A 13,717-nucleotide genomic window follows, 5' to 3' on the forward strand; every position below is an offset into this window, starting at 1 on the left:
AACCCGCGAGGGAATAACTAGGAAATCTAAGAAGTGATTCTTAGAAGCTCCGCACCTGATAGTCGGAGTAATGTCACTAACTTTTGCGACTGACAACGTTAATTCGATCGCTCAATTGACGCAAAGTTTGAGCCAAATTCGGGTCAGTGTTCCGCAACTGAGCAATTTTATCGCAACTGTAAAGCACAGTCGTGTGGTCTTTTCCGCCGAACACTTCGCCAACCTTCGGCAAACTCAAAGCAGTATGCTGCCGAATTAAATACATCCCTATTTGACGGGCGAGACTAATTTCGCGTCGGCGAGAAATACCTTTCAAATCTTCAACAGAAACATCAAACGCCTCAGCCACCACTGCAATTACCGCATCGGGAGTCGCCTGTACCGTTTCAGTTTGCGGGTTCAAAACCGGGGCGATATTCTCAACTGTCATCGGCAAACCGGTAATAGAAAGATATGCTACGGCCCGAATCAAAGCTCCTTCTAATTCCCGCACATTGGAAGTATAGCTAGAAGCAATGTATTCAATCACATCTCGCGGCAGCCGCATATTTTCGTACTCACCTTTTTTCTGCAAAATTGCCATCCGCGTTTCTAAGTCGGGCAATTGAATGTCAGCAATTAATCCCATCGAAAATCGGGAACACAAACGCTCTTGCAGCCGGGGAATTTGCTGCGGCGGGCGATCGGAAGCTAAAACTACTTGATTTCCAGATTCGTGCAAAGTATTAAACGTGTGGAAAAATTCTTCTTGAGTGTATTCTTTGCCTTCAATAAATTGAATATCATCTATTAATAAAACATCCGCTGCCCGATAATGGTCGCGGAAACTTTGCATACTGTCTTTGCGAATTGCGACAATTAAATCGTTAGTAAATTTTTCAGTAGAAACGTAAAAAATCTTGGCGTTGGGGTCAATTTCCAAGCGATAATGACCGATCGCCTGCATCAGATGAGTTTTCCCCAAACCAACGCCGCCGCACAAAAATAAGGGATTGAATTCTCTGCCCGGAGACTCGGCTACTGCGAGGGCTGCTGCGTGAGCCATCCGGTTGTTGGAACCGACGACAAAACGGGAAAATACGTATTTGGGGTTTAAATTAGCGGGTTTAGGCGGGTGAAGCGATTTGTTTTCGGGGACATCGGCGGCGATGGGGGAGGGCCAAATTGTGGCGGAGTCGCTGCTGTCGCCTGTTTCATTTCCCCCGGCAATTGTCAAGTAAATATCTACGGGATAGCCGAGAATTTCTTCGACTGCATCAGCAAGGATTTCTCTGTAATATTTTTGCAACCAATTGCGAGCAAAGGGGTTGGGGGCGCTGACGATCAAACAGTTATTTTCGAGTTGTTCGGCTCTGGCAGTTTTGATCCAGGTCTCAAAGCTAGGTCTGCTCAGTTGTACCTGGAGACGTTCAAGTATCTGTTTCCACAGATTTTCGAGGGGAATGTCCATCGATTACCTCTGCCGATCGGCATTTAAGAGATTTTCAAGTCCAGACTGTTCAGTTTAGTCGAGTTGGTGGTTGGGAAGCTAGAGCGGCCCAAGATTGGGCGGTTTCAACCGTATCTCTTAGCAAAATCAGCGAAAATCGGCAATCAAAAATCCAAAATGAGAAGCTGAATGCTAAAGTTTAAGGGAGTCTGCCGTAGCTTGCGGGGCCCGACGCCATCGCCCAAAAATTTTGCGGCTCTGCGGCGATATAGCAGGTATCAAAGAGCTGCTAAGCAAATATTTAAATTTGGCAGAAAAGCCTAAAAACGTGGCTATGAAGAGTTCTACAGGCAAGTTTTGGAAGCAACCGGCAATTTACATATTGCTGCTGGTAACGGGGGCCGGGGCCGCCATGTTGGGCGATCGGCTGACGGTTTCTCAATTACGTCCTAATTCTGGTGATTCGCGACAAGAGGTGATGCAACCGAAATTGCAACTGCCTCCTAAGACTGAGGTTAAAGGTAGCAAAGTATTGCCGCAGGTTCCCTTGTCGGGCGATGCAGCTAATGTGAATTTCATTGTGGCTGCGGTAGAAAAAGTAGGCCCGGCGGTGGTGCGGATCGATGCTTCGCGCTTGGTGAAACCGACAAATAGATCGCTTTCACCGGAAGATTTTTTTGGCGCAGAACCGAATTCGGGCGGTAGGGGCGGGATCGAACGGGGTACGGGTTCGGGTTTCGTGATCGGGGCCGACGGCGTGATTCTCACTAACGCTCACGTTGTAGAGGGTGCAGATACGGTAAGTGTAACTCTCAAGGACGGCCGCAGCTATCAGGGGCGGGTGTTGGGGGCGGATAAGGTGACGGATGTGGCTGTGGTGAAGATTGAGGCGACTGCTCTGCCTGTGGCGGCGATCGGCAATTCTGATAAGCTGTTGCCTGGGGAATGGGCGATCGCGATCGGCAATCCTTTGGGTTTGGACAATTCGGTAACTGCAGGGATTATTAGCGCTACGGAGCGATCGAGCTCTGATGTGGGCGTACCCGACAAGCGGATCGGTTTTATTCAAACAGACGCTGCAATTAATCCGGGGAATTCCGGCGGCCCCCTGCTGAATGCCTCGGGCGAAGTTATTGGCATGAATACGGCGATTATTCAAGGTGCTCAAGGATTGGGCTTTGCGATTCCCATTCAGGCGGCGCAACAGGTGGCGAAGGAACTGATTACGACGGGGAAAGTCGAACACGCTTATTTGGGTATTGAAATGGCGACGCTGACTCCCGATGTTAAGCAGCAAATTAACAGCAATCCTAATAGCAATTTGCGAGTTGCAGTCGATCGGGGTGTGGCTATTGTTAGCGTTGTTCCTAATTCTCCCGCCGCCGCCGCCGGTTTGCGCGCTGGAGATGTGATTCAAAAGCTTAACAATCAGCCGATTATTCAGTCGGAAGCTGTTCAGGAATTCGTGCAAAATGCTAAGGTTGGCGGTCTGTTACAAATGGAGATTAATCGCAACGGACAAATAGTTAATTTGACTGTTAAACCGGGGAGTTTGCCGGTTCAAAAAGTTCGATAAGAAGGAAGAAGGAAGAAGGAAGAAGGAAGAAGGAAATGGTAATTTGTCAGTAGTTAACGACTAACCAATAACGACTAACCAATAACTATGGCAGAACTCTTACAAATCTCACAATTAGGAAATCCCGTATTGCGCCGCCCGTCGCAAGTTGTCGAGAATATTAAGGACGATCGCATTCAACAGCTAATCGACAACCTAATTTCTACCGTCCAACAGGCGAACGGAGTAGGGATTGCGGCCCCCCAAGCGGCGAAGTGCGATCGGCTGTTCATCGTCGCATCCCGCCCCAACCTGCGCTATCCCCAAGCCCCTAAGATGGAACCGACGGCGATGATTAATCCCCGGATTCTCGCTGCATCCACAGAAACAGTCAAAGACTGGGAAGGCTGTTTGAGTATTCCGGGGATTCGCGGGTTGGTGCCCAGAAGTAGGGCGATCGAGATAGAATACACCAGTAGAGACGGCAAAGTCCACAGACAAGAACTTACAGACTTTGTAGCCCGGATTTTTCAACACGAATACGACCATTTAGAGGGCATCGTATTTTTAGACAGGGTGGAAAATACCCGAGAACTGATGTCAGAGGATGAGTACCAGCAGCAATTTGTCAAGCTCCTGTGATAATTGATATAATGGCGATCGGTAACTAAGATTGATGTTGTGAATAGGAGGGCGAATGTCTATTAACTTGGAAAAAGGCGGGAGAATCAATCTATCTAAAGAAGCACCGGGGCTGAAAAATGCCGGGATCGGTTTGGGATGGGATACCAATGCTACAGACACCGGCGCAGCGTTTGACTTAGATGCTTCCGTGTTTATGTTGGGTTCTGCTGGCAAAATTCCCAGCGAAAAATACTTTGTTTTCTACAACAACAAACAGTCGCCGGACGGTTCTGTAATACATCTGGGAGATAGCACAACCGGAGAAGGATTGGGCGATGATGAAACCGTTACAGTCGATTTAACCAAAGTCGATCCTTCTGTAGAAGAAATTGTGTTTGTTGTCACCATCCACGAAGCCGAATCGAGAAGGCAAAACTTCGGTCAAGTGCGGAATGCTTTTATCAGGATTTACGATACCACTACTAACACAGAAATCACGAAGTACGATTTGGATGAGGATTTTTCTCGCGAGACTGCGGTGGAGTTTGGCAGACTCTACAAGAAAGATGGCGAGTGGAGGTTCCAAGCAGTTGGAGATGGCTACAATTCAGGCTTGCAAAGCTTTGTAGACAAGTATGCCGGATAAAAGGTCGATATAAAACAATACGGTTCAGATCAAGTCGATCCCCCCTTAGCTTTCCCCCTACTCCCCCTTAAAAAAGGGAGGGGACAAGAGAGTTATCTTTCGTCCCCTTTCTTAAGGGGGATGCTGCAAGGGATATCCTGGGAATAAACAAATCGGACGTACTGTTGAAACCGCCCGGTCTTTTGATCAATCCCATATTGCACGATAAACCTTACAAAATCACAAAACAATGGCTATCAACTTGACAAAAGGACAATCAATTGTTCTCAGCAAAAGTGAATACGACTTATCCCGATTGACAATGGCTTTGGGCTGGGATGTCGCGCAAGTTAAAAAAGGTCTTTTCGGCAGAAGTAGCGGTGCAAATTTTGACCTAGATTCCTACGCTTTGCTACTGGGGGAAAATGGCAAATTAAAAGCTTACAAAGAAGATGTAATTTATTACTCTCATTTAGAATCAAAGGACAAAACAGTTGTACACTCCGGCGACAATCTCACCGGGGAGGGAGACGGCGACGACGAACAAATATTGGTGAAACTCAGCTCGTTGCCAGCACAATATCACAAAATTATCTTGGGCGTAAATATTTACAATGGCAAAGAAAGAAAACAGCATTTTGGCATGGTAGAAAATGCTTACGTGAGGGCTGTAGATGCAGGCGGGAAAGAAATAGCTCGCTATCGCTTGTCAAATGACCCTTCCTATGAAGGCAAATTAAATATGTTGATGGGAGAAGTTTATCGAGAAGGCGGCGAGTGGAAATTTAAGGCTTTGGGAAATCCTTTGACTGAAGATATGAACGGCGTTGTGGGTTCGTTTATGCGGTGAGAAGTAGGTCAACCTAATCGTCGCGATCGCTGTTAGATCCTCGACTTCTTTAAGAAGTCGGGGTTCTGCGTGTTCTGGTTAATTTAATCCCGATTCAGAAAAAGCCCGATCGATTTCTGAAGCGATATTTAACTGGGAAGACCAATGTTGCAGGTAAGCCCTATCTAACGAATCTGCCTGAAGTTTCATCACTCCTAGAATATCTCGCCATTGCTTGTCTGACTGAAATCTTGACATTCTGTACCAAATGAGTTTTTGCAAAATTATATCTTCGGGGCTACAGATATAAAAGGTTAATTCTGGTCTGTCGTCTGGGTAGAATTGCTGTCGGCGATCGAGCTGACATTGCTCGTATTCGCGATCGGGTTTAATCAAATAAATGTCTGCTTTAATGGCTGTCTCTAGGTGAATGACGTTGAAACTTGAACTTCTCCCCCTCAAAGTGTCTTCAACTGCAATATCGCTGATGTAGAATTCGCTTTGCATTGCTTGAATGAGGGACTGAGTTTGTTCTTTTCGGATGCTGATAGCAATGTCTGCATCCTGAGTAGATCTGGGTTCGCCGTGAGCGGAACTAGCAATTGAACCGCCAACATAGTAGGGAATTGACAGTGTATCTAGGATGTTACCAATTTTAGCTGCTAACCAGATCGGATCTTGCATTACAAGTTTTGTCTCTAGTAATTGGGCAATTTTAATAAATTCTTGTCCTAAAGTTGCTTTGATAAACTCTTGTTTGAGGTAGATGGAATCTAATTGAGGGTTGCGTTTTTTGATTCCCGATAAGGCTAATTGGCGGCAGCCCCTCGTGGCAGCAGAGGCTAATGCTAATCTCTTTGCGGGCGGCATTTGCCTCCAGAGATTAAACTGGATGATTTCTACCTCAATACAGGTGTCTGATGCTTGAGGTTGATATCTTGGTTTGAGGGTAACTGACTCACTTAAAATCATGTGCGATCGGTGGGTTAGTTAAATAAACAAAAACACTATAACTGGCGCGATAATTTTTATTTCAAATGTCATAAATATTAATATTTAGCTGCCACAAGCGAGATCTCCGACCTCTCTAAGAAGTCGGGGATCTGAAGGGAACTCAAATGTTTTACGAATCTTTGACCGGCCGCATTGTCGGGAACATCACCGCATCGCGGATGCTTTGAGTATTAGTTAAAAGCATCACCAATCTGTCTACACCAATTCCCATTCCCGCACAGTTAGGCATTCCCAAAGATAAAGCTTGAATAAAGTCTTCATCCATTGGATGCGCTTCGTCATCTCCTGCATTCTTCTGTGCTAATTGTTCTTCAAACCGCTTTCTTTGCTCTTTCGGATCGTTCAATTCTGAGAATCCGTTCGAGTATTCTGTGCCGTTGATAAATAGCTCGAAACGCTCGACAAATCCGGGTTTGCTGCGGTGTCCTTTGGCGAGGGGACTGACTTCGACTGGGTAGTCGATGATGAATGTAGGTTGAATTAGTTTGGGAACAACTAATTTGTCAAAAACTGCGTAGAGCACGTAGCCTAAACTCTGTTGTTCTAACTTGGAAAGGTGCAGTTCTAGTTTGGTTGCGGAGGATATTGCACTTTCTAAGTCCAAACTGTCAAAATCCAGTCCAAACTCGTCTCTGACAGCTTCTACCATTGTTTTCACTTGCCAGTGTTTGCCGCTAAAACCGGGATATTTTTCGCTGTAGTCGTATTTACGTTCTAAACTGATTGTTTCTCCCTGATTTTCTATTTCCCGCACATCGCCAAATACTTCTGCTGCTGCGAAACAAATCACATCTTCGACAACTGTTAAAATGTCGAATACATCTGCATAAGCTTGGTAAACTTCTAAGGAGGTAAATTCTGGATTGTGGGTGCTGTCAATGCCCTCATTTCTAAAGGCTTTTCCTAGTTCAAATACTCGCTCGAAACCGCCACAAATTGCTCTTTTCAAGAACAATTCGGGGGCGACGCGCAAATACAAATCTACTTCTAAAGCATTGTGGTGGGTGATGAATGGTTTAGCGGCTGCACCGCCGTAAATAGCTTGCAGTGTTGGCGTTTCTATTTCGTAAAAGTTGGCTTTCCAAAGATAGGAACGGATGCTTTGGACGATGCGGCTGCGTAGCATGAAACGGTTGAGGGCTTCTTGGTTGCTTGCTAAGTCCATTTCGCGGTGGCGACGGCAAACTTCGGGGTCGTTGATGCCGTAATAAGCATCGGGAAATTGGATCGTAGCTTTTGATAAAAGCGTGAATTCCCGGACTAAAATAGAAAGTTCTCCCCTGGGGGTGCGGCAGCCGATGCCTTCTACGCCGACAAAATCGCCGACATCAAGCAATTTTTTGATTTGTTCAAAGCTCAAACCGACTTCGCCGGTGACGATTGCTTTTTCGATTTTGAGTTGAATTTTGTCTGTGGCGTCTTTTAAATCGATGAAGCAAATTTTGCCGCTGTCTCGCTTGGAAATAATGCGGCCGGCTAATCGCAGGGGAATTTCTTCGGGGTCACTTTGTCCGTTTTCGAGTTCTTTTCCTGGCTGACTAAATATTTCGCGAACTTGTTGGGCTGTGTGCGATCGCGCGTAGGATTGGCTAGGATACGGTTCTATGCCTTGCGATCGCAGTTCGTCTACTTTTTGACTGCGGACTTCGGCTTCACTCAGAGTCATTAGTTATTGCCTAATTAAAATTACCAATATCTTAGATCTTGCACTGCATTGTCACATTCACAGGCTTTCTGGTCTGTTCCACAACTCAATTCTTTTGTGGGTAGGCCGACGGCGGATGCCCGAAAGCTCGATCGCAACAGGTGCAAGATGTCAGAAACACCAAACTCTATCATAACTGAGCTGCCTGACGGGGCCAATTTGCTAAATAATTCAGATACACGCTGCTTTTTGTACCCTGGCTGCTGAAATATTTGCGATCGCAAATTGTTATCGACAGCATAAAGCGGGCGAAACATTAAAAAATTAAGTTGTCTGTCGGTCGCAACAGGTGAGATGATATGTAGTGCAGTCTCAGGGCAGTTCCACAGAAACTCCATAGCAGACACGCGAGCGATCGAACTCGACTCATCGCACCTCTGCCAAAATTGACCACACAGATCGTGTCCGGTCGGTCGATCGTACTATTTGGTTTGGGGCGTTTACTAAAACTCTGGTTTTGATGAGGATTATTGGTTAACTCGCCCCTACAACAATCACGGTCAATTCACCGGATATGAGCTCGCACACACTCTCTCATACATATAAAAACCAGAATTATGGCTGTTGCAACCAAATCAATCGAAGAACTCTGCATTAACTCTATCCGCTTTCTCGCCATCGATGCGGTAGAAAAAGCAAAATCAGGACACCCAGGACTACCGATGGGCGCTGCGCCTATGGCCTTCGTACTGTGGGATCGCTTCATGCGGTTCAACCCTAAAAACCCTAAGTGGTTCAATCGCGATCGCTTCGTACTCTCCGCCGGCCACGGCTGTATGCTGCAGTACGCCCTCATGTACCTCGCCGGCTACGATAGCGTCAGCCTCGACGACATCAAGCAATTCCGTCAGTGGGAATCCAAAACCCCTGGACACCCCGAAAACTTCGTCACCGAAGGCGTAGAAGTTACCACCGGCCCCCTGGGACAAGGCATTGCTAACGCCGTCGGTTTGGCAATGGCAGAAGCTCACCTCGCTGCCAAGTTTAACAAGCCCGATAGCACCATTGTTGACCACTACACCTATGTCATCATGGGTGACGGCTGTCACATGGAAGGTATTTCTGGCGAAGCTTGTTCTTTGGCAGGACACCTCGGACTCGGCAAATTAATCGCCCTCTACGATGACAATCACATTTCCATTGAAGGCGACACTAACTTGGCCTTTACTGAAGATGTCGGCAAGCGTTTTGAAGCCTACAACTGGCACGTCATTACAGTAGACAATACCAACCTCGACGAAGATACTAACGCAGAAGCAGTTCACAAAGCTATTGAAGAAGCCAAAAAAGTCACGGACAAACCGTCTCTGATTAAAGTCCGCACAGTCATCGGTTATGGTTCTCCCAACAAGCGCAATTCTTACAGTTCTCACGGTGCTGCTTTGGGTACCGATGAAGTTAAAGCAACTCGCGATTTCTTGAAGTGGGAATACGCACCGTTTGAGGTTCCTGATGATGCTTTGGCTCACTTCCGCAAAGCAGTCGATCGCGGTGCTGCATCCGAACAAGAATGGAATAAAACTTTTGCAGATTATAAAGCAAAATATCCCGCCGAAGCAGCAGAATACGAACGCACGGTTGCTGGCAAACTTCCCGAAGGTTGGGATAAAGTTCTCCCGACTTACAAGGTAGAAGATAAGGCTGATTCAACTCGGAATCATTCTGGAAAATGTTTGAATGCTTTGGCTGCTGTCCTACCTGAATTGATCGGCGGTTCGGCTGACTTGGCATCTTCTAACATGACTCTGCTTAAGGGTGAAAAAGACTTCCAAAAAGGTCAATACGAAGGACGTAACCTGCGCTTTGGCGTGCGGGAACACGCTATGGGCGCGATCGCCAATGGTTTGCTACTCCACGGCGGTTTGATTCCTTACTGCGCCACATTCTTGGTATTTGCCGACTATATGCGCGGTGCAATTCGCCTCTCCGCACTCTCGGAAGCTGGAGTCATCTATGTCATGACTCACGACTCCGTAGCTTTGGGCGAAGATGGCCCCACTCACCAACCAGTCGAAACCATCGCTTCCCTGCGCGCCATCCCCAATTTGTTGGTGATGCGCCCTGCGGATGGAAACGAAACATCCGGTGCTTATAAAGTGGCAGTTGAAAGCCCCAAACGCCCCACATTAATGGCTTTGTCCCGTCAAAACTTGCCGAATTTGGCCGGAAGCTCGATCGAAGGAACAGCCAAAGGCGCTTATATTTTGTCCGACGACGGCGGCACTCCCGACATCATTTTAATCGGCACTGGTGGCGAAACATACCTCTGCGTTGATGCCGCTGAAAAATTGCGCGCCGCAGGCAAAAAAGTCCGCGTCGTTTCCATGCCTTGCTGGAAATTGTTCGACGCACAAGATGCCGCTTACCGCGAATCTGTACTCCCGAAAGCTGTTACCAAACGGTTAGCAGTTGAAGCAGCTTCTAGCTTCGGCTGGGGACGTTATTTAGGTTCCGAAGGCGACAGCATCAGCATCGACACCTTCGGCGCCTCCGCACCAGGCCCCGTTGCTTTAGAAAAGTTTGGCTACACCGTTGATAATGTGGTGGCTAAAGCTAAGGCACTCTTGGGTTAATCGCAGTAGCATAATGAATGATGGGGCGGGCTTTTGGCTCGCCCCCTTTTTTTATAGAAGAAGGAAGAAGGAAGAAGGAAGAAGGAAGAGGGAAGAAGGAAGAGGGAAGAAGGAAGAAGGAAGAAGGAAGAGGGAAGAAGGAAGAAGGAAGAAGGAAGAAGGAAGAAGGAAGAAGTCATTAGTCATCAGTCAGTAGGGGCGGTGGATGGTGCGTGCGGGCCCTCTTAGTTGTCATTAGTCATTAGTCATGTTTTGCTGTCTCCCCGGAGCTTTCCGTCCAACGTCATCAGGAAGAAGGAAGAAGGAAAACGGAAGACGGAAGACTAAAGACTGAAGACTGAAGAAGATCAAACCTTAACCCGCTGCGGTGGGTTTCGTTTGTTTGGCGTGCGAATTCCATTTGCCCGGTCTTATGTATATTTCAAAAATTTGAGATAAGTTATAAGTTATGGGGTTAAATTCCCCGTTACCCAATTACCAATTACCAATTACCAATTACCAATTACCAATTACCAATTACCCATTCCCCATTACCCATTCCTTTATCATGTGGACTTTTTTAAATAACTTGTTATTCGTCGGCAACTATATTCCTCACGGCCACTGTTACCTTTGGCAGCGAGAGCTAGTCGCGCTCCACGTAGTGTCAGACTCTATAATTGCCCTGGCTTACTATTCAATACCCGTATCGCTAATTTATTTTAGCACTCAAGGAAAAGACTTGCCCTTTCGCAACATTTTTTTGCTGTTTGGAGCCTTTATTTTCTCCTGTGGCACTACTCATATAATGGAAGTTTGGACGCTTTGGCATCCTGTTTATTGGCTTTCTGGTACTTTGAAACTGATAACCGCAGTCATTTCTGCTTACACAGCTTTCGCATTAATTCCATTAATTCCTGAAGCATTAGTTTTCACGAGTCCCGCTCAATTAGGGATGATTAATCAAATACTACAAACAGAAATCGTCGAACGTCGAGAAAGTGACGCTCGCTATCAAACTTTAACAGAAGTTTCGCCAGTGGGAATATTTTATGCTGACGATGCCGGAGACTGTTTGTATGTCAACGAACGCTGGTGTCAAATTGCTGGAATTACCGGCGATCAAGCTTTGGGTAAAGGGTGGTTGCGAGGCATTCATCCAGACGATCGCGAGAGCGTTTTTGCTCAATGGTATAGCGTTGCTACCGAGAAATTGCCGTTTAAATCTGAGTACCGTTTTCAACGTCTTGACGACGGTCAAGTGAAGTGGGTTTTAGCTCAATCTGTCGGTCAAATCGGAGAAAATGGGGAGGTTAAAAGCTATGTGTGTACCATTACTGATATTACAGAACGTAAGCTGGTAGAAGAGGAAAATAGACTGCTCAATGAAACTCTGGAAAATCGAATTGCCGATCGCACTACTCAAATGGAAATTTCCAAGCAACAATTGCAAAACGAAGTAGCTTACAGACAAAGAATTGCGATAACTTTGTTGGAATTGACGCAACTACAAAATGCAATTCTTAACAGCGCTAACTACACAATTATTTCCACTGAGCCAGACGGTAAAATTAAAATATTCAATCGCGCCGCCCAGCAACTTTTAGGCTATTCCCCCGGAGAAGTGGTAGGCAAAGTCACGCCAGCAATCATTCACGATCCTCTGGAGATCAGCAAAAGAGCGGAAGTTTTGTCTCAAGAATTGGGAGTAAAAATAGAGCCAGGAATGGAAGTTTTTTTTACTTTGCCGCGCGAGGGAATGGCTGACGAAAATGAATGGACTTACATCCGCAAAGATGGTTCGCGGTTTCCGGTGCAATTGTCGGTGACAGCCTTATTTGATACTGAAGGAAATATTACTGGTTTTTTGGCGATCGGTCAAGATATTAGCGATGCCGTGGCGGCAGCTACGCAACGCAAACAAGCTGAAAAAGAGCTGCGCGACCTCACCAATGCTCTGCAAAATGCGGTGGAAGGCATTTCGCTGCTGGACATTGACGGACGCTATGTGAATGTTAACCGAGCTTACGCTCGTAAATGTGGTTACGAACCGGAAGAAATGCTAGGCATGGAATGGCAGCTTACCGTGCATCCAGACGATGTTGAGATGTTGACATTAGCTTATCAAGAAATGCTGATTTCTGGCAAAGTAGAAGTTGAAGCTAGAGGTGTGCGGAAAAAGGGTTCATTTTTTCACAATCAATTAACAATGGTCAAAGCTTGCGATGCCGAAGGAACATTTAACGGCTATCACTGTTTTCTGAAAGATATCACCGAGCGTAAACTAACTGAAACAGCGTTGCAGGAAAGCGAATTCAAATACAGGCAAATAGTTGAATTAGCAGAAGAGGGTATTTGGGTAATTGATAACAATGCCGTCACGACTTACGTGAACCGCGCAATGTCGCGAATGCTCGGCTATAGTGAATTAGAAATGTTCGGTCGGCCACTTTGGGACTTCATGGACGAACCGGAAAAAAAACAAGCTCTCGATAATTTCGAGCGTCGCAAGGAAGGGATCGCTGAACAACATGAATTCAAATTCACAACTAAGGATGGTAAAGATATTTGGACGGATATGTCTACCAGTCCAGTCATGGACTCCCAGGGAAATATGCTGTCATGCTGCGCCTTAGTTTATAACATTACAAAACGTAAAAGATCAGAGCAACAAATGTTGCAACTTACAGAAGATTTGAAGCGTTCTAACGAAGAATTAGAACAATTCGCTTATGTGGCTTCCCACGATTTGCAAGAACCGCTCCGAGCCGTTACCAGCTACGCTCAATTGCTCGCCCACCGCTATCAAGACAATTTGGACACTAAAGCAGATAAATATATTCATTATATTGTTGACGGCGCTACCAGAATGCAACAATTGATTAATGATTTGTTGGCCTATTCGCGCTTGGGAACCCGAAGTAAACAATTTGAGCTAGCCGATTGCAACGCTGCTGTCAAGCAAAGTTTGTCTAATTTGCAAATTGCGATCGCCGAAACAAAAGCTGTCATCACCTGCGACGCGATGCCAACTGTGATGGCGGATGAATTTCAACTGGTGCAGTTATTCCAAAATTTGGTCGCCAACGGTATCAAATTTTGTCGCGAAGATATCCCGTTGATTCATATCGCTGCAGGCCGGCAAGATAGCGAATGGGTGTTCAGCGTGCGCGATCGGGGCATTGGCATCGATCCGCAATATGCCGATCGCATTTTTATTATTTTTCAACGCCTGCACTCTCGCCGCGAATATTCCGGTACTGGCATAGGTTTGGCGATGTGCAAGCGCATTGTGGAACGCCACGGCGGGCGCATCTGGGTGGAATCTCAAGAAGGAAAAGGAGCGACTTTTTACTTTACTATTCCTATAATTAGTATCTGAAG

At 46.3% G+C, this 13,717-nt stretch carries 10 protein-coding genes; 7 read left to right on the forward strand and 3 right to left on the reverse strand.

Going from position 1 to position 13,717, the window contains the following annotated elements; genetic code table 11:
- Nucleotides 1–76: 76 nt before the first annotated feature.
- The gene (gene dnaA / locus QT998_RS25250) at nucleotides 77–1,450 is read right to left on the reverse strand and encodes a chromosomal replication initiator protein DnaA (RefSeq protein WP_333090840.1); all 1,374 of its coding nucleotides are present in this window, start codon (nucleotides 1,448–1,450) and stop codon (nucleotides 77–79) included.
- A gap of 313 nt (nucleotides 1,451–1,763) precedes the next feature.
- Here dnaA and QT998_RS25255 point away from each other — a divergent pair, with 313 nt between their 5' ends.
- The 4 genes from QT998_RS25255 to QT998_RS25270 all read left to right on the forward strand — a co-directional run bounded on the left by QT998_RS25255 (nucleotide 1,764) and on the right by QT998_RS25270 (nucleotide 5,083).
- Nucleotides 1,764–3,005, forward strand: coding sequence for an HhoA/HhoB/HtrA family serine endopeptidase (locus tag QT998_RS25255; protein ID WP_333090839.1), 1,242 nt, complete (start codon nucleotides 1,764–1,766; stop codon nucleotides 3,003–3,005).
- A gap of 87 nt (nucleotides 3,006–3,092) precedes the next feature.
- A complete protein-coding gene (gene def, locus QT998_RS25260; RefSeq protein WP_333118395.1) occupies nucleotides 3,093–3,626 on the forward strand; it encodes a peptide deformylase in 534 nt (177 codons plus the stop codon).
- A 55-nt stretch (nucleotides 3,627–3,681) separates the two neighbouring features.
- Entirely contained in the window at nucleotides 3,682–4,254 is a 573-nt protein-coding gene (locus tag QT998_RS25265; RefSeq protein WP_194066440.1) for a TerD family protein, read from the forward strand.
- 229 nt (nucleotides 4,255–4,483) lie between these two features.
- Nucleotides 4,484–5,083, forward strand: coding sequence for a TerD family protein (locus tag QT998_RS25270; protein WP_333118400.1), 600 nt, complete (start codon nucleotides 4,484–4,486; stop codon nucleotides 5,081–5,083).
- Between the two features lie 78 nt (nucleotides 5,084–5,161).
- On the opposite strand, the gene QT998_RS25275 is transcribed toward QT998_RS25270, so the two are convergent.
- Together QT998_RS25275 and lysS are read right to left on the reverse strand one after the other, a co-directional pair.
- Nucleotides 5,162–6,034 (reverse strand): hypothetical protein, encoded by an 873-nt coding sequence (locus QT998_RS25275; protein WP_333090834.1) that lies wholly within the window; start codon nucleotides 6,032–6,034, stop codon nucleotides 5,162–5,164.
- A 151-nt stretch (nucleotides 6,035–6,185) separates the two neighbouring features.
- The gene (gene lysS / locus QT998_RS25280) at nucleotides 6,186–7,742 is read right to left on the reverse strand and encodes a lysine--tRNA ligase (protein ID WP_333118403.1); all 1,557 of its coding nucleotides are present in this window, start codon (nucleotides 7,740–7,742) and stop codon (nucleotides 6,186–6,188) included.
- A gap of 596 nt (nucleotides 7,743–8,338) precedes the next feature.
- Here lysS and tkt point away from each other — a divergent pair.
- The 3 genes from tkt to QT998_RS25295 all read left to right on the forward strand — a co-directional run bounded on the left by tkt (nucleotide 8,339) and on the right by QT998_RS25295 (nucleotide 13,715).
- Nucleotides 8,339–10,354 (forward strand): transketolase, encoded by a 2,016-nt coding sequence (gene tkt / locus QT998_RS25285; RefSeq protein ID WP_333090831.1) that lies wholly within the window; start codon nucleotides 8,339–8,341, stop codon nucleotides 10,352–10,354.
- Between the two features lie 13 nt (nucleotides 10,355–10,367).
- Nucleotides 10,368–10,550, forward strand: a complete 183-nt coding sequence (locus QT998_RS25290) for a hypothetical protein (RefSeq protein WP_194008234.1) — start codon at nucleotides 10,368–10,370, stop codon at nucleotides 10,548–10,550.
- A gap of 252 nt (nucleotides 10,551–10,802) precedes the next feature.
- On the forward strand, nucleotides 10,803–13,715 hold the full coding sequence (locus QT998_RS25295; RefSeq protein ID WP_333118407.1) for a PAS domain S-box protein: 2,913 nt from the start codon (nucleotides 10,803–10,805) through the stop codon (nucleotides 13,713–13,715).
- Nucleotides 13,716–13,717 lie beyond the last annotated feature (2 nt).

The organism is Microcoleus sp. S1D4 (assembly GCF_036700765.1).
Lineage (GTDB): Bacteria > Cyanobacteriota > Cyanobacteriia > Cyanobacteriales > Microcoleaceae > Microcoleus.

Bases quoted from the DNA above. Each gene is read 5' to 3' on its own strand.
- QT998_RS25255 (WP_333090839.1), top strand. From the start codon at position 1,764: ATGAAGAGTTCTACAGGCAAGTTTTGGAAGCAACCGGCAATTTACATA.
- QT998_RS25270 (WP_333118400.1), top strand. From the start codon at position 4,484: ATGGCTATCAACTTGACAAAAGGACAATCAATTGTTCTCAGCAAAAGT.
- def (WP_333118395.1), top strand. From the start codon at position 3,093: ATGGCAGAACTCTTACAAATCTCACAATTAGGAAATCCCGTATTGCGC.
- QT998_RS25295 (WP_333118407.1), top strand. From the start codon at position 10,803: ATGGGGTTAAATTCCCCGTTACCCAATTACCAATTACCAATTACCAAT.
- dnaA (WP_333090840.1), bottom strand. From the start codon at position 1,450: ATGGACATTCCCCTCGAAAATCTGTGGAAACAGATACTTGAACGTCTC.
- QT998_RS25275 (WP_333090834.1), bottom strand. From the start codon at position 6,034: ATGATTTTAAGTGAGTCAGTTACCCTCAAACCAAGATATCAACCTCAA.
- tkt (WP_333090831.1), top strand. From the start codon at position 8,339: ATGGCTGTTGCAACCAAATCAATCGAAGAACTCTGCATTAACTCTATC.
- QT998_RS25265 (WP_194066440.1), top strand. From the start codon at position 3,682: ATGTCTATTAACTTGGAAAAAGGCGGGAGAATCAATCTATCTAAAGAA.
- lysS (WP_333118403.1), bottom strand. From the start codon at position 7,742: ATGACTCTGAGTGAAGCCGAAGTCCGCAGTCAAAAAGTAGACGAACTG.
- QT998_RS25290 (WP_194008234.1), top strand. From the start codon at position 10,368: ATGAATGATGGGGCGGGCTTTTGGCTCGCCCCCTTTTTTTATAGAAGA.